15 protein-coding genes and 1 pseudogene are annotated in these 16,018 nt (G+C 37.5%); 9 read left to right on the plus strand and 7 right to left on the minus strand.

The annotated features are described in order from the left end of the window. The first annotated feature begins 230 nt into the window (after window positions 1-230). A complete protein-coding gene (locus ACTQ45_RS12650) occupies window positions 231-2,654 on the plus strand; it encodes a hypothetical protein (RefSeq protein ID WP_441751292.1) in 2,424 nt (807 codons plus the stop codon). A gap of 828 nt (window positions 2,655-3,482) precedes the next feature. Here the strand turns inward: ACTQ45_RS12650 and ACTQ45_RS12655 are convergent. From ACTQ45_RS12655 to ACTQ45_RS12670, 4 genes and pseudogenes are all read right to left on the minus strand, one after another. Continuing rightward, window positions 3,483-4,088, minus strand: coding sequence for a TetR/AcrR family transcriptional regulator (locus ACTQ45_RS12655; RefSeq protein ID WP_441751291.1), 606 nt, complete (start codon window positions 4,086-4,088; stop codon window positions 3,483-3,485). Window positions 4,089-4,112: 24 nt separating this feature from the next. After that, a complete protein-coding gene (locus ACTQ45_RS12660; RefSeq protein ID WP_441751289.1) occupies window positions 4,113-4,535 on the minus strand; it encodes a DegV family protein in 423 nt (140 codons plus the stop codon). Window positions 4,536-4,607: 72 nt separating this feature from the next. Further along, a pseudogene (locus ACTQ45_RS12665) lies at window positions 4,608-4,760 on the minus strand (IS3 family transposase); the annotation flags it as partial. A gap of 287 nt (window positions 4,761-5,047) precedes the next feature. After that, on the minus strand, window positions 5,048-6,148 hold the full coding sequence (locus tag ACTQ45_RS12670; RefSeq protein ID WP_441751287.1) for an IS4 family transposase: 1,101 nt from the start codon (window positions 6,146-6,148) through the stop codon (window positions 5,048-5,050). 788 nt (window positions 6,149-6,936) lie between these two features. On the opposite strand from ACTQ45_RS12670, the gene ACTQ45_RS12675 reads away from it, so the two are divergent. The 4 genes from ACTQ45_RS12675 to ACTQ45_RS12690 all read left to right on the plus strand — a co-directional run bounded on the left by ACTQ45_RS12675 (window position 6,937) and on the right by ACTQ45_RS12690 (window position 11,006). After that, window positions 6,937-7,608 (plus strand): WxL domain-containing protein, encoded by a 672-nt coding sequence (locus ACTQ45_RS12675; RefSeq protein ID WP_441751286.1) that lies wholly within the window; start codon window positions 6,937-6,939, stop codon window positions 7,606-7,608. Between the two features lie 79 nt (window positions 7,609-7,687). Beyond that, window positions 7,688-8,554 (plus strand): DUF916 and DUF3324 domain-containing protein, encoded by an 867-nt coding sequence (locus tag ACTQ45_RS12680; RefSeq protein ID WP_441751284.1) that lies wholly within the window; start codon window positions 7,688-7,690, stop codon window positions 8,552-8,554. Window positions 8,555-8,585: 31 nt separating this feature from the next. Beyond that, on the plus strand, window positions 8,586-10,142 hold the full coding sequence (locus ACTQ45_RS12685) for a hypothetical protein (RefSeq protein ID WP_441751282.1): 1,557 nt from the start codon (window positions 8,586-8,588) through the stop codon (window positions 10,140-10,142). Window positions 10,143-10,244: 102 nt separating this feature from the next. Continuing rightward, on the plus strand, window positions 10,245-11,006 hold the full coding sequence (locus tag ACTQ45_RS12690) for a class I SAM-dependent methyltransferase (protein WP_441751280.1): 762 nt from the start codon (window positions 10,245-10,247) through the stop codon (window positions 11,004-11,006). 173 nt (window positions 11,007-11,179) lie between these two features. Here the strand turns inward: ACTQ45_RS12690 and ACTQ45_RS12695 are convergent, their stop codons facing one another. The 3 genes from ACTQ45_RS12695 to ACTQ45_RS12705 are packed head-to-tail and all read right to left on the minus strand — an operon-like array spanning window position 11,180 to window position 12,346. Then, window positions 11,180-11,431 carry a Mu transposase domain-containing protein gene (locus ACTQ45_RS12695; RefSeq protein WP_441763955.1) on the minus strand — a complete coding sequence of 84 codons (252 nt, stop codon included), beginning with the start codon at window positions 11,429-11,431 and terminating at the stop codon, window positions 11,180-11,182. 14 nt (window positions 11,432-11,445) lie between these two features. Further along, entirely contained in the window at window positions 11,446-12,048 is a 603-nt protein-coding gene (locus ACTQ45_RS12700; RefSeq protein ID WP_441763956.1) for a hypothetical protein, read from the minus strand. Next, entirely contained in the window at window positions 11,990-12,346 is a 357-nt protein-coding gene (locus ACTQ45_RS12705) for a hypothetical protein (protein WP_441763957.1), read from the minus strand. Before ACTQ45_RS12705 ends, ACTQ45_RS12700 begins: the two co-directional genes overlap by 59 nt. A 179-nt stretch (window positions 12,347-12,525) precedes the next feature. Between ACTQ45_RS12705 and ACTQ45_RS12710 the strand changes: the two genes are divergently transcribed. From ACTQ45_RS12710 to ACTQ45_RS12725, 4 genes are all read left to right on the plus strand, one after another. Next, window positions 12,526-13,134, plus strand: a complete 609-nt coding sequence (locus ACTQ45_RS12710; RefSeq protein ID WP_441751278.1) for a hypothetical protein — start codon at window positions 12,526-12,528, stop codon at window positions 13,132-13,134. A gap of 542 nt (window positions 13,135-13,676) precedes the next feature. Then, entirely contained in the window at window positions 13,677-14,312 is a 636-nt protein-coding gene (locus ACTQ45_RS12715) for a bifunctional 4-hydroxy-2-oxoglutarate aldolase/2-dehydro-3-deoxy-phosphogluconate aldolase (protein ID WP_153833534.1), read from the plus strand. Window positions 14,313-14,328: 16 nt separating this feature from the next. Continuing rightward, complete coding sequence (gene uxuA / locus ACTQ45_RS12720) at window positions 14,329-15,396, plus strand: mannonate dehydratase (RefSeq protein ID WP_153833533.1); 1,068 nt, start codon at window positions 14,329-14,331, stop codon at window positions 15,394-15,396. Window positions 15,397-15,576: 180 nt separating this feature from the next. Beyond that, window positions 15,577-15,924, plus strand: coding sequence for an endonuclease III domain-containing protein (locus tag ACTQ45_RS12725; RefSeq protein ID WP_441751275.1), 348 nt, complete (start codon window positions 15,577-15,579; stop codon window positions 15,922-15,924). Window positions 15,925-16,018 lie beyond the last annotated feature (94 nt).

Below are 16,018 nucleotides of genomic sequence, written 5' to 3' on the forward strand. Positions count from 1 at the left end.
ATTTTATTACTTAGATTATAGCATTATATTTTCATTAATCATCTTTTTAATGACACATTCATAAGCATTTTATAAGCTAGTTTAAGAAAGCATGGATGTACCCATTGAAAAATTTATATATAATAGTTTTGAAAGTGATGGTTGTTTATTAATTTTGATGTGTATTAGATATGTTAATAGAATAAACTTAAGCCTTTTTAAGTTTATATCATTAATAGGAGGCAGTTATTATGAGGAAAACTTACTTTATAGACTTTTATAAGCAAAAAAAATGGCTAGTGGCTTTGCTGCTTAGCTTAATCGTTAATCCGCTTACCTTAACTTTAGTTAAGCGAGGATGGATGGTCGAATCCCATGTACAAGCTCAGGAAATGATTGACCCTTTGATTGACGTACATGAAAAGAATACTGACAAGAATCCGTTTAATCAAATTGATGCGGAAATAAATTTAACGATTGAAGTTATCCGCAATTTACCGGCACTCGATTTTTCACAAAATGAATTACCCATTATCGAAGTCATGTATAACTCTTTCTTAGAATATGTCCATGCATACGATCCCGACCAACATTATATGGGACTCATGAGAGAAGTCATGACAATGTTTGGACACACCTTCATTATCGAAGAGATGCAACCTGACAGGTCGGATTGGGATCGAGCCTTGCTGGATGAACTTCAGATTCGTATAGCTTACTATATCCTCTTGGCGGAGGATGTTCGTTATCAGGAGATGGCGGACCTAGGTATGACAGATAACTATCGATCCCAGTTAGAAATCATTTCTGAAAGAATCGATCAATTAGAAAATTTAAAAGCTGACAATTATAAGCATTGGAAGTTGGGGCAAGCAGTTGCCATTGCGACAGGTCATGCCCTTCAAATATTTGAAGACCATCAGGAAACAAACCCCTATGAATATAATTTGCGCCCTTATTATGCTATTCAGTGGGGCTCAGCCGACTTTTGGTATCGAGTGGATGACCTTTATCAAGTGATATCACTTGGAATGAGCGGCGATGGTCAACCCATTCCACAAACTTTTGATTGGATAAGTTCTTATGGGGTCAATGTGGAAAATCATTTTCCCTATGAGGATAATCATAGAGAGCTCGATGGATCGGACCATTCGTCAATGTCTGAGGAGAACCCCTTTGTTGGCAACTTTGATATTCAAGCTTTTGTCGATAAATTGAATAGTATCGAATTGGGTTACAATACGGAATACTATTTTGACTACGAAGAGGCCTATACCTTTATTTCAGAAGCACTGTATTTTATCGATTCAATCTATTTGAAACAATATTCTGAGATGGTATTTAACAATCTAATCAGTCCGTTCTATCCTGACCTCGGTACCTTTGTGCAAGAGGATTGGTTTACTGTGTACATGTATGATTACTATCTCCATTTAAACCGGCTGTACGCAGATGACGAATCCTATATCTTTGAAGGGGAACGCTATCCGATTCCACAAGATTTGTACCCTGGATTAGAAACTTATGTTGATATCAATGAACTGGCCTATGGGACCATGTATTTCTCACATCCCCACCATTATTTTAGGCAAGTGCAAATTGAGACAGAGGAAAACAGAGTCACTGGTTTATTTATCAATAATCAGTCCAGTCCTTCCCACTACTTAATTCCTACCCAGCTTGAGCAGCCTAAACACATCTTAACATTAACTGAAGAAGGACAAATGAGATTGGTGGAAGCGTCCATTGAATATGCATTTACCGGGTTGCATGACTTACCCTATCGTGCCTACCTTATTCGCAATGAAGAAAATACTTTATCTTTATTAGTGCCAAGTACAGGTGATGCTCAAACTTCCGTACCTTATTGGAATGAAATGCGGCAAGAAAACCTTGCAAAAACTCTTCCTAACTCGATTTATGTCTATGATGACTTCTTGCCATTTAATCAAGTCATGGGCTACCAGGTGACCTCTCCATATACGGGTGCGGTGGATTGGTTAGAAGATAACTGGCATCATCTCTCTCCCTCAAGGGAAGCCAGTATTCCACCCATCGCTTGGCAACTGCTGTCCCTTCAATCAACACAAGGACAACTGTTAGTCGAACCGATTTTTTTTCAAGATAGCAGAGTTTCCGGCTATGCACTGCCAAATTCATCAATTACCATTATTCGAGGTAACTACAGTTTTTATACAGATGCATTTGATGAACTTTTAAGAGTAACAGTGCCAACGGATCAAAATGGATACTTTCAAGCTAACTTTCAGCCTCATTTGAGAAACTCTGTATTTAAAATAATTTCAGATGTGGATGGCAGTGAAGTCAATCTTCAGCGGCTGAATCTATTTAAACCGACGGCTCTGGAATCCGAAAATGCTAATTTTACATTGGAGCGTTATTTTGATCAGCAAGGATATATTGAAGGACATACTTATCCCAATGCTCCCATAGTGTTAAATCTTCATAATCACGGCTTTTCTGGACCGACTTACTTTGAAGGGATGGCGGATAGCAAGGGTTATTTCTACATCGAATTTTATCCTTATGGTCCAGAAGAAGTATATATCAGTCCAAAGTTGCAAATAGAGGTGACTGATCCAACAAGTGGAACGCAATATTGCCTGTATCCTCTACCCTGGACTCAGGAAGCCTTGGACCATGTTCGTTGGTGACAAGCTAGAAAGAGTGGGGCACCGGTTAAACTTCTTAAAATGTTTGACTTGATGAATTCAATCTTAAAATGCTAAGAGTTGCTCTGAAGTTTAAAGTCGACCCATAATTTTTAAAGTTTTCAGAAAGTGATACGCCTATGCTAGTTGAAAAAATCTAACATTACTTTCCTAACGTGACTGTTGTATAGACTTGAGCCAAATTATAGAGGTGGGATGGAAGATGAGTCTCTACTGGAGTGGAAGCTATGAAAGCAATCAAAGGCTTCACCTGCAAATTCTTGTTACCGCCGGGTATCAGGGTTGGACAACTAGATAAAATCTAGCTGACTGTCACGCAAGCGGAGTGCTATAACAATGGCAAACATTCCCTATGCGTGCTTTGTAAAAAGCGACGGTGGAAATATCCATCGGCTTTCCTTGGTCGGCGTAGAAATTTAAAATCTCTGAGAACTGCGAGTGTCCCTTTTGGGTAAACATTTGAAGTATGAGGTCATAGGGAGTGGTTTTGCGTTTTCGCGTAAAAGCGGTGGGGTTGCCTTATCGAATATCTTCCAGATAAATAGGTTGGGCTTCTTCAATCAATTCCTGAAATGAAATCATCTGTTCCAACATTTAAGGTCCCTTCCTTACTAAAAGTGAGGCAGTGTCTCTTATCTGTATTATACGCTGAATCAAAAAAGTGAGAACTCATTAAATAATGAATTCTCACTTTTTTTGTCAAGCCTCTTAAGTTAATAACATTGCTGATAGTCCCAATGAACTTTTTTTGAAATAAATTTCAGTTTCCTTCCAACAGAATTCTAAAATCACCTGCAACTGATTGAGATTTCAAATGCTTTCTCCGCCTTTTCCTTCAGCAATCATCCCATTAATTCCCGATACTGTTAAGACACTCATTTCTTTAGCCATCTTTTTTAAGGTTATGTCTTGAGGGTCTGAAAGCCATAATTTGTAAACTTCCATGATTCCGCTAATGGTGTAGCTTATAACAAGGTCGACCGTAAAGTTGTCAGCGAAAAGTTCCTGTGGAATTATCAGCTTAACGCGCTGTTTAAGCGCCTCTGTGATCTTAGAGATTAAATTGATATCTCCTACTTTTTGGGCTTGAATCAAATTGCTATAAAACTCAAACTCCTCTTGGATAATACTGGTTAACTCTTCGAAAATATGGATGGGATTCTTCAATATTTCATTGATATTTAGGTCACACAGTACGTTATCAAAAGAACTAACGATATCATTTTCGATCTCTTCAATGACTTGATAGGGAGTATCGTAGTAATTGTAGAAGGTTTTACGGTTAACGTCGGCTTCTTCCGCAATCTCCTTAATAGTAATCTTTTCAAGCAGTTTGTTAGATAATATTTTGACGAGTGCTTGGCGAATGGCTCTTTTAGATTTTAAGACTCTGCGATCCCTTTTGCTTGGCTCCATGGTTTCCTCCTTTTTTTGCATCAATCAACATTCAGTTTGCCTTAAGAAAGCTCCTACACAGCCTAAACCTGTATGGCTGGCAATGGTGGGTCCAATTTCACAAAAGATAATTTCTTGAGGCTGGGCTTGTTCTAAAATGAGCGCCTCCAATTGTTTAGCTGTTTCAAAATCCCCACTATGGGCAATCACTACCGTTTGGGTTTCGCCCTGTGGGCTAGCTTGCATTGTGTTAATCACCTTATTTGCTATAAATCGTAAGGCCTTCTTTTGCGTACGTACTTTAGTAGACATTCTTAATTGTCCTTCTTCATTTATGGACAGAATGGGCTTAACTTTCAATACCTCCCCAATAATCGCGGAACTGCGATTGAGGCGTCCACCACGATACAAATGATTGAGGTCATTGAAAACAACCCAAAGGTCATATGTTGCTTGGTATGTCCACACTAAACTGAACAATTATGTTAAGAATAATAACTGTATTGAGCACTCAAAAAGAGATCCCACTCTACAGAGTCATTACTGGATGCTCATCTTTGAGAGTGTGAATCGATGCTTGTAGGCGTAGGGCGATAAATAATCGAGGGAACCATGGATACGGATAGTATTAAACCAGTTCACGTAATCAAATAAGTGTAAGTCTAATTCCTGTTGGCTGGCAAATACTTTGCCTTTAATGATCTTACCCGTCATAGGATCAATCCACTGTGGTTGTTTACCCGTCCAGTCCACTTGGACTTGTTCACCCGCTTTATGGTGAAGGACATGACTAAAACTATTTTTATATAATTAGTCACTAGTGGTGCATAAAAATTAATAAAAGTATATGTGATTCGAATTCGAGATTGTTTTCCAGTTGTTAAGGAAAAATTTCAACGCTCACGCAAGTGGATGACTCAACCAGAAATTTTTCTTATTCAGTTAACTTAGCCGCAACCGAAACCCTTCATTTTTTACCCTCAAGTGGGTCTTAATAAGGCCAGTAGCCGCTCGTAGGGTTCAAACAGTAAGGCTCGTAAGCGCCGTAACACTTGAAAGTGGCCCCAGCGGGTCTGGGTTCTCTGCCGCAGTAAAAAGGTGAGTAAATAAGCAATCATCGCTAAAATCAGCTGATTGGTGACCCCTTGTTCCGACCGGGAAAAGTAGGTCTTAATGGTTAGGTGCTGCTTGATATGTTTAAAAAACAACTCAATCTCCCAGCGTGAACGGTAAATCGCACTGATGGCATCAGCGGATAAATCGTGCCGGTTGGTAACCAGCCTTAAAGGGTCTTTTCCCTTACGCTTGACGGTAATCACCCGAAAACGTTCGGTCACGCCTAAACACGCTAGGATGTCAGACTCAATCGGTTCTTGACAGTGAGCCACTTCCGCTGAAGGAAGCAGATCGACCAGTTTGGCATCCTTCTTCAAGCGGGTCACGAAATAGTAGCCCTCTCGGTTCATCCGGTCCAATCGAAGATAATCATCGTATCCCCGGTCAAAGACATAAGTGGCTTGCCGGTCGTTCACCAAGCAGTCCAAGTGACTGTTATCGTGTTCCGCTGCCGACGTGACCTTGAATTCAGTCGGGTACACCTGATCCTTTTCCATGAAGCAGACTTTCAGATGTAACTTGACACCGGACTTCGTCTTGCGGAACTTAGCCCAGGGATAGCGCTGTTTATTCAAGGAGAAGGTGGTCGAATCCACTATAAACACTTTGTGTGGGTGGGTTCGGCTGTCCAAGGCCTCCGCTTGGCCAACCAGCTGAAGAAAAATCTCCCAGAGTACTGCAGGAGTCAATTTCGTTAAGGTACGTGACAGCTGGGTATGACTGATGGAGTCCAAACCAAGTTCTCGCTGTAAATCGGGCGAAACCATCGAGGTATCAAGATGCCGTAGACTTTCTTTTTCAGTATTAATCCCATGCAGGAAGAGCTTCAACGCCGTCTCAAAATGAAACTTTTTGACGTAGCGATTAAAGCCAGCGATGTGCTGTTTAGCTTCTTTTGATAACACTTTTAACTTAATGGAAGAAAACCATTTATTAAATGAGGTTTTTGTGTTATACTTATCCATGTGTAGGTCCTTTGTATTGGATAAGTCATCCATCTCTAGTATAAAGGATTTTTTTATGGTTATAAGTAGTTTGTGTCAATTTAAGCCGAAATTGTTTTTATTAATTTTTATGCACCACTAGTGACTAAAAATATAAAAGAAAATTAAAAAATTTCGCTAGATGGAACAAACTTTGGCAGTTTACACTTAAATAGCATATAATAATACTCGTATCTTTGGTCATTGAATGTTAGAAAGGGGAGAGTCAAATATAATTATAACTTAATAGTTTCTCTAGTTAAATTTTTGAAAAGTTGATTTAAACCAAATATCATAAGAGCTTTAAAACAATTATCTAGTATCTATTATATTATAGCACTATTAGAATGTTATTAGTTGAAGAATAGCCTAATAATAGTAAAATGGGAAAAAACTAAATATATAGAATAAATTAGATTATAAGATGATTAGAAGTGTTTTAATCTTTTAATGCAAACGTTTCTGTAAGAATCTTGATTTGGTAATATCTAATATGAAAAAGTTTGAATGTTAGAATTTTAAATATCATGAAAAGTGTTGCTTTTATAATTAAGCCAAAAAATTCTCATTGTAATTTTAGTTGAATTATTCACATGAAATGTTAAAATAGTGTAAAGATGTTGTAAGAACAGAGTTTAAATATAAGTTGTGAAAAAAGTACATAGCGACTAGCTTTATGTAAGCGCTTTATAACCTATAGCATATTATTATATAAATTCGTTTAAGAGATTAAAATAAAAAATGAGTAAGAAAAAGAAGGAGGAATAAAAGTGAAAAAAATTAGTAAATATATCTTAGCGTCTATGGTAGTTTTAGGAGCAGCAATTGCACCGATGGTAAGTGGCGTTGGGGTTGGGGCGACAGAAAATCCGAATGAAGCAAGTACTGAAATTAATGTAACCATTAACAATGGTGGTGTGTTGAAGTTTGATGATAATGTGACAGATCCATTAGAATTTGCAACTGAATATACATTTAAGGAGTATTTAAATTTTGCAGAAAGTGGTACTAGTACTTTGAAACCGGATAGCAAAAATAACAGTTTTGAATTAAAATTTACTGACGATAGATTTAGTGCAAAAGGATATGAAATTTCAGCAAAAATTACGAAATCTAATCTTACTAGCCCTGTACTGAACTTAAAACATGTAACAATAAATCAGACTAAGGATGCAGATAAGATTAAATATGAATACGCCCCTAAAAGAGCCACTGTAGCCACTGAAGAAATTAAAATTAATAGTACTGCTGCAGCACCTGTTATCAATGCCACAAGAAATAATGATGATGAGAAATACTTTGGTGCTGGTTCATGGATAGCATCAATTACTGCTGAAGAATTTTCATTTATAAGTAACTCATTAACGCCGAAGGAGAATGATTATTCAGCTACTATTACTTGGACAATTGGAGATGTAACAATTGAGGGTGACACTCCGTAATAATAAATAAAGTAAACAAACATCTCTAGTTCCCTTAGAGATGTTTTCTTTATCGACATGAATACGAAAGGAAGTAATTATGAAAAGAATTTTATTAATCGTATTATCAACGTTATTTTTAACTTTATATACTACAGACATGGCAGAAATTAGCGCTTCAAGCTACAGCATTCAAACCATCTTACCTGAAAATCAAGTCAGCGAGGCTTCTTACTTCGATATTGAAATTGAAACCGGACAAGAACAGATACTAGAAGTCCGTGTTTTCAATGAAGGTGATGAAGATATTGTGGTTCTAGTCGAAGCCAACCCAGGCGTAACCAATCCAAATGGTCTAGTGGTTTATGACGGCAGTGTAGAGGCTATTAGTTCGAATGACCCAATCAAATTTGACTCAGTTGTGGAAGTGTTAGATCAAGAAGTGACTGTTCCAGCCAATGGCGAAGCTATTGCTCGTATTAAGGTCACAGCGCCAGAAACTCCTTTTGATGGCCGCATTCTTGGCGGTCTTCATTTTAGCTTAGCTCCAGACGAAACTGAAGAAGAAGGCGGTGTCCACCATGTTTTTGCTTATGTGACGGGTTTGAATATTGTTAATAAGGGCAATGACACTAAGGTCACACCCGAAATTAGCCTTGAGAAAGCTGAAAGTATGATATACTATTCACGTCCAAGTCTTATGCTGACTTTTGAAAATCATACCCCAACTTTTATAACCCAAGTTGAGTTAACAGCCAATATTTATGGCAAAGACGATCTTGAAAATCCGGTCTTAACGCATGACTTATCCAATATTGGAATTGCACCCAATTACCAATTCCAACTTCCGGTAAGCTTTGAAGAAGAGACCCTAAAAGTGGGAGATTATGTTGTTAAAGTAACATTAGAAAATGAATACTATAACTGGGAATTTGAAGAAGACTTTACTATAACGGACTTAGAGTAGTTTAGGCAGACTATTGAAATGAGTGATTAGGATGAAGAAATTAATTAAAAACTTAGTATTAGTAACGACTTTATTTACTATAGCTTCTTTTATCATGCCTATTTTTGCGACTGAAAGTGAAGAAATAATAATTGAAAGTGTTATTGAAGAAACCGTTAACCAAAATGAAGAAGTAGTTGTTGGAACTGAAGAACTAATTCAAGATATACCAATTGAAAGTGGGGCCTTTAATCTCTCATCTTATGAAGAAGAGAGTGTGGAAGTGAGTTCGGTAGAGAAAGTTGAAACTCCTGAACAGAAAACTATCTCCCTGCAAGTTAGCGACTGGTTAGAGATTGATAATCCCATTAAAGTGGATGAAGATAACAAAGCTATAACTGGGAAAATTAATATAAATCAGATCATTCAACATTTGGATGATTCGAGTGAATTATCTCAAGAAGATATTATTGTAGCTTTAGACAATCACATTAGTAAACAGCCCTTAATAGTTACTGCTTATAGCTCAGATGGTCAGTATTTGACAGAGACAAGTGTGGATAGTAGTTATCATTTTAATTTCAGTGATTTAGATCTTAGTGATATGCAGGAAGTCAGATTGAAATTGAATGGATCAAAAATTCATCTTAGTGATAATTTAATAGCAAATATCGGCTATAAAGAAATTTATATTGATATCATCAGTACTAAGGCAGAGGAGACTACAAATCTTACAAGCCAAAATAATGTAAACCCTGATTATGATGTACTATCCGCAGCTTCTATAATAGCTACAATTGATAATTGGTATACTTTAGATCAAGATGTAATAAACGAATCAACCACTACGATAAGTGGAAGTATTAATTTTGAAAATATATTAGTTCAAGTAGAACAACAAAATAATAATTGGGAGTACGGGGTTACTTCGACTACTAAAGGTATAATTTATGACTTATTTCCTGGAAAAATAATTTATATTAGTATTAAGGATCAAATGAATTATTTTGATTTTAATAGTGAAGATATTAAGCAGTTCAGCAAATTAGTTTTTAAATTTGAAAATTTAAATTTAGAAAATATTAATGAAGTAAAAATTTGGATGGATGACTTAGAATTTGAGGGACAATATGAAGGTGCTAAATTAATTTTAAATGATAAAATTGAAAATGTTCAGAATACAGAGTCATTAAAATTTTTGGAAACACCTTCAGAAATTAATTTCACTCCCCTCGAACTCACCTTCGGGATGGGAGAAACTACTCTCAAACAGGAATCTACATTTAATGTAGTGATAGAGGATAGTCGTCAAGATAAAAACTGGGATTTATTAGTTAGCTATACGGGTGATTTTGTAGATGGAACTATGGAGTTAACACATAATTTGTATTTTAATAAGTTACAATTATCACCAACGCTTCTATCACCAACGCCTCAAAAAATTATGGATTCAGCCAAAATCCAGAGCGATGGAAATCAATATACACTCACCTTCGGCAAAGGTAATAACTTCTATCTCAATATACCCAATCCACAAAACATAACTCTAAACGGAACCGGATCCAACTACAGCTCAACCCTGACTTGGACTCTTTCCGACACACCATAAGAATAACACCTCCAAGTAGACTGACATTCAGTCTACTCGGAGGCTTTTTATTTTGTTAGAATGGTTATACGACAAATAACTAAGAAACTAGAGGTCTAGCACATGACAGAAAATATCAATTATCAAGATTTTAACTCAGATACCTTTGACCGTTGGGTCGAGGAAGGTTGGCAGTGGGGGATTCCTCTTAGCCAGGAGGCCTATCAAGAAGCCTTAAAGGGGCACTGGGGCGTTTTACTCACGCCTAACAAAATGGTTCCCCATGAATGGTTTGGTGAAATGAAGGGCAAAAAAGTTTTAGGTTTGGCTTCAGGCGGTGGGCAACAAATGCCAGTATTTGCGGCTTTGGGGGCTGAATGTACTGTCTTTGACTATTCATTGAAGCAATTGGAATCGGAGAAGATGGTAGCGGACCGAGAAGGCTATGGTATTAATATTGTGCGAGGCGATATGACCCAGCCTTTGCCATTCGAGGATGAGTCCTTTGACCTTATCTTTCATCCGGTTAGTAATTCTTATATCGAGAAGGTCGAGCCTGTTTTCCAAGAATGTTATCGACTACTTGGCAAGGGAGGTATCCTTTTATCAGGCTTGGATATTGGGACAAATTATATTGTCGACGAATCCGAGCAAAAAATTATCCATTCACTGCCTTTTAACCCTTTAACAAACCCAGACCAGAAGCAATTTCTAATGGACTTGGATGCTGGTTATCAATTTTCACATACTTTAGCCGAACAAATTGGTGAGCAACTAAAGGCAGGTTTCCACTTGACTCATTTGGAAGAAGATACTAACAGTGAAGGGCACTTACATGACTTGAATATCCCTTCCTTTATCATGACACGGGCTGTGAAATTATAATCCCATATAAAATACGACTGGTAACTCTCAAGCTGAGGAGAGTTACCAACTAATAATTATGTAAAAAACAAAAAAGAAAGAATGAAATTATGACCTAACGAATGTTCGTGGCCTAATTTCAATCTTCCTTCTTTTTCCTTAAATCCTAAACATTAAACAAATCATTAAAGGACTCAGCCATGGTCGGATGGGTGTAAATGTTGTCCCTTACCATAGCACATGGAATGGGAAGCAATGCATTCAAGGGTTTGAGGATGAATTAAATGTAATTCCTCTTCAGAAATATCAATCAATACACGGTTATTCGGCAAGGACTGGTAGCTCCCTAAAGGAAGGGAATAACGATTACTTTGATAGACCACCGTATTGTCCTTGCGGATATTTCTTGATATACTAGCAGTGTGAGTGCTTTCGAAAGAAGGCAAGGGAAAGACCGGAATTAAGTATTGTTTTTCAAGGGCAAATACTTCTTCGGGTCTTTTTTAGTGCTTTCATGAACCCGATGGTTCCCAGTTCGTTTTAACCAAGCTAGAGCACGCTCATTCCAATTCTCAAGGTTGACATAAACGCGACTGTCTGCGAAATTCTGTTTGATGTATTTCACCACATTTTCAATTTTTCCTTTGGTTTCGGGATCGGCTTTGCGGCATAAAACAACCCGAAATTGGCGCTCGTTCACATAATCTTGAAAGGCTTGCGTTAAAATTAAATCTCCCGCATTGTCATCCACAGCGATTAAGCGGTCTTGGTCATACACGATTTCTTCCGTTCTCCCCCCAAAATAATGGAACGCACGTTCATGACCTTCCATCACATCCGGAATTTGAAAGGGACGATCTAACCAATACATATATTTTTGACGCGAACGGGCTAAGACAAAACACATCACATAGAGTTTAACCCACCGCCCATCCGGAGTCTTCTGTTTCGTTTCTCCCCAATCAACCTGAAGTTGTTGCCCCATGGGTAGCTCTGGAACGGCTTCATATTGACGCGTAAATTTCTGCTTTGGAATCTGATACTTCTCCCGTAATTGCGCCACATAGAGCCTCACTCACCGTACTATCACCCACTTTGACTTCTGGAAAACGTTCGAGAAGCCAATCCTTAATCTGAGCGGCACTGAGATGGGGGTATTCTTTCAACCAAGCCACTAGCCATTCTTCATAAGCGTCCAATTTTTTAACACGCTGATTTAATCCCATGACCCAAGCTTGAGCCTCTTCGTAAGACATCGACAAATACTCATAAACCGTCGGCCGTGAAATTTTTAACTGCCGGGCGATTTGGGAAGGGTTCAAACCCCTTTCTTTGAGTTGTTTTATTTCAATATATAACACTAACTTTTCCTCCAAACTGCTTCACCTCATACAATATTGATAATAATATTGTATAAAATAGCTCAGCTAATTGATAGCAGAAGTGTAAAATGTTAGTTAGCAGAAAGTGTTAAGTATAGTTTAGCAGTTACACTCTACTTAATTACTATAGTCGTTACTTCCAAGATGTACCGAAACGTATGTCAGAGTACAATGCTGATATGTATCTTACTAAAGGTGCTGGGTGGATTCAAAGTGTGCTAATTGTAGAAGATCAAATGATTGAGAATCAGTCATTAACAGGAGACTTTGAAGTGGTAGCAGGAGCGTCGAATTCATTTAACCAATCGTTCCTACCGCTTGCAGAGCAATTAGAAGAAGAATTGGATCAACCATCTACTGCTAAGTACTACAGCATTGCCGAGGAAATCGTAGAAGGTGTGACTGCCTACCTAAAAGTAGTAATGGAAGATGGGGAAATCACTAAAGTAAGTTATGATGAAATCTTCGCCAGCTCACCTGATGAGATTGAAAGTGAAGCTTTAAAATCATTATTCAGACAATTAAAATATCATAGTATAGAATATGATGAGCCATCACGCATCGGCTTCAACATTCAAATGGATGCATTAAATGAAAAAGTTGTAGAAACACAAGATTTACTGGATATCGAAGGACTACCAGCGACAGGTGAGACAGGAGACTATGCAAGCAGTGGATTCACTACTCGCAACCCATCCTGGGATACTTACTTAGACCTAGCAGAAATACTGTTAGAAGAAATTTACGCTGACCTGGATGCAGAATAAGTTACTACAGAATATATAACTAAAACAACTAAAGACTCTCTAAATCTGTCATAACAAACGGATTTAAAGAGTCTTTTTTTATGAATGAAAAATGTTTTGAGTGCGTGGGAAATATAAAAAAATAGGATAGTGTAAAAGGAGTTCTTGTTAAAGCTCTAAGAAGAGTAATAATGAGGTTCTTTTTTGTACCGTATCAAACAGCTAATAGAATTTATTACCTATCGATGATACGGACATGCGTACCATAAATGATGATAAAAATTACATCTGTTTGGTAGATGAGAGTGCTTACTCAATGCCTCTCTACCCTCTAAAATCATCGGGGTTTCGGGGGATTACTAGATAGTCCTTAGTTGAAGTGAGTTCGAGCAAGTAGATAGGAAAATCCAAATCGATCATTAATTTAATCCTTAAGGATTGGCTCTGATACGGCTAATAAAACACTAGCATTTATGCTATAATTCAATAAGAAATATTTATTCTGCGGTGAGTTCGCCTAATCGTAGTATAAATACTATTAGAATAAGAAGGGATTGATTTAATTGGCAAAAACAAAAGAAGAGTTATTGAAACAATTAGAACAAGAACAATTATTACCTTTATATACAGCGACAGACTTAGATATCTTACCCGTGGTTGAGGAAGTTTTAACAAGCAATGGTTTAAACTTCATCGAGGTAACTTATCGTAGTGATTTAGCCTCAGCAGCTATTAAGCAATTATCGCAATCCGGCAAATTAATTGTAGGTGCAGGAACAGTTAGAGACCTAGCAACTGCTAAAGATGCGATTGAAAATGGAGCAACTTTCATTGTTACTCCAGGCTTCTCTCCAGAAGTAGTGGACTATTGTAATGAAAATGATGTATTAGTAGTACCTGGTACTGTAACACCTTCAGAAATTATCCAAGCTATGGACAAAGGAATTTCAACAGTTAAATTCTTCCCAGCAGATGTTTATGGTGGCTTAAAAGCTATTAAAGCATTGAGTGGTCCTTTCTTCGATATTAAATTTGTTCCAACCGGTGGCGTGAATTTAGATAACTGTAAAGAATTCTTATCGAATGATGCTATAGCCGCAGTAGGGGGTTCTTTCATTATTTCTGAGAAATTAGTTCAAGAAGATAATGGTGTATCTGCAGACAAAAATATTAAAGAAATTTTGGAGAAAATTAAATAATAACGAGGTGAAAGGAATGAAGTGGACTTTTAGATGGTATGGTAGCGATGATCCAGTAACCCTAGATAATATTCGTCAAATACCTAATATGTACGGGGTAGTAGGGACCTTAACCCATAAATTACCTGGTGATGTATGGGAAATCCATGAAATCGAAGCGTTAAAGAAAGAAGTCGAAGCCAAAGGTTTAACCTTAGCAGGGATTGAAAGTGTATCTGTTCATGATTCTATCAAAGCGGGAACAGCTGACCGAGATAAATATATTGAAAACTACAAGCAAACCATCCGAAATTTAGGGGCTTGTGATGTGAAGGTAATTTGTTATAGTTTCAAGCCAATTTTCGGTTGGGCTAAGACAAACCTTAACTATGAACTAGCCGACGGATCTCATACTTTAGAGTATGATGATGCGGTGGTTCAACAAATTGAACCTAAACAAATGTATGGTTTAATCAAGGGACAAACTTCAGGCTTTGAATTATCTGGTTGGGAACCTGAACGTCTAGAGAAATTTCATGAATTAGAAGCTATGTACGAGGGCTTAACTGAAGAAGGGCTCTTCCAAAACTTTAAATATTTCTTGGAAGCTATTATTCCAGTTTGTGAGGAAGCTGATGTTAAGATGGCGGTTCATCCTGATGATCCTCCTTTCAATATGTTTGAATACCCACGTATTACGAAAAATAAGGAAGATATCTTACGCATTGTGAATGCTGTAGATTCTCCATATAATGGGGTTACATTCTGTACAGGTTCTTATGGTGCTAATCCTGAAAACGACCTGGTTGACATGATTCATGCCTTAAAAGGTAAAATCAATTTTGTTCACTTCCGTAATGTGAAAATTTTAGGCCACAGACATTTCTTAGAATCTGCCCACTTAAGTAGTGAGGGTTCCTTAGATATGTATGCGATTATGGAAGCCTTAGTTGAAACAGGTTTTGATGGATTGGTTCGTCCAGACCATGGCCGAGCTATCTGGGACGAAGTTGCTCGCCCAGGTTACGGACTGTATGACCGCGCTCTTGGCCTATCTTACTTGCAAGGTTTAGAAGAAGCTGCGGTTAAGAATAGCAAGAAGTAAAATTTACTTTTTTGGAACATTTGGTAAATAACTCGCTTTTATAAGCAATCCTATTAATGAACGAGCAAATTTAATTATGGCGAACCGCTTTTCAAAGCACCAAGCCGTAATTAAATTTGCTCTTTTTTAAGAGACTTCTGTCCAGTAATAGAAATGAAAATCCCTAGTAAGGAGAGTTTTATGTTAAATAATGAGTCGGCCCGTCAATTAATTGAAGAAATTATTAAACTTTATCCAGATGCCAAACCGACCATGCGGTACGAGAATCCATTTCAATTAATGTTAGTGGTGATTTTAAGTGCTCAAGCAACGGATGCCAGTGTTGAAAAGGTGACAGACAAGCTTTTCGAACGTTATCCTAATCCAGAAGCGGTCGTTCAGTCATCGCCAGAAGAAATTGAAGGCTATATTAATAGCATTGGCCTCTACCGTAATAAAGCCAAGTATATTTATAAGAGTAGCCAGCAATTACTGGATAATTTTCAAGGTCAAGTCCCCCAAAATCGTAGAGTAAAATGGACCCTATAGAATGGACAGTGATTTTTACGGCCTCATAAAAATATAGACAGCGTGGAATAAGATAGATATATTATCTGTACACTAATAAAAAGGCTAGCTTGTT

Origin of the sequence: Fundicoccus sp. Sow4_D5, assembly GCF_052116365.1 — a bacterium.
Taxonomy (GTDB): domain Bacteria; phylum Bacillota; class Bacilli; order Lactobacillales; family Aerococcaceae; genus Fundicoccus.

Coding starts and splice junctions, on each gene's coding strand:
- ACTQ45_RS12650 (WP_441751292.1), top strand. CDS start 231: ATGAGGAAAACTTACTTTATAGACTTTTATAAGCAAAAAAAATGGCTA.
- ACTQ45_RS12655 (WP_441751291.1), bottom strand. CDS start 4,088: ATGGAGCCAAGCAAAAGGGATCGCAGAGTCTTAAAATCTAAAAGAGCC.
- ACTQ45_RS12670 (WP_441751287.1), bottom strand. CDS start 6,148: ATGGATAAGTATAACACAAAAACCTCATTTAATAAATGGTTTTCTTCC.
- ACTQ45_RS12680 (WP_441751284.1), top strand. CDS start 7,688: ATGAAAAGAATTTTATTAATCGTATTATCAACGTTATTTTTAACTTTA.
- ACTQ45_RS12685 (WP_441751282.1), top strand. CDS start 8,586: ATGAAGAAATTAATTAAAAACTTAGTATTAGTAACGACTTTATTTACT.
- ACTQ45_RS12690 (WP_441751280.1), top strand. CDS start 10,245: ATGACAGAAAATATCAATTATCAAGATTTTAACTCAGATACCTTTGAC.
- ACTQ45_RS12710 (WP_441751278.1), top strand. CDS start 12,526: ATGTCAGAGTACAATGCTGATATGTATCTTACTAAAGGTGCTGGGTGG.
- uxuA (WP_153833533.1), top strand. CDS start 14,329: ATGAAGTGGACTTTTAGATGGTATGGTAGCGATGATCCAGTAACCCTA.
- ACTQ45_RS12725 (WP_441751275.1), top strand. CDS start 15,577: ATGTTAAATAATGAGTCGGCCCGTCAATTAATTGAAGAAATTATTAAA.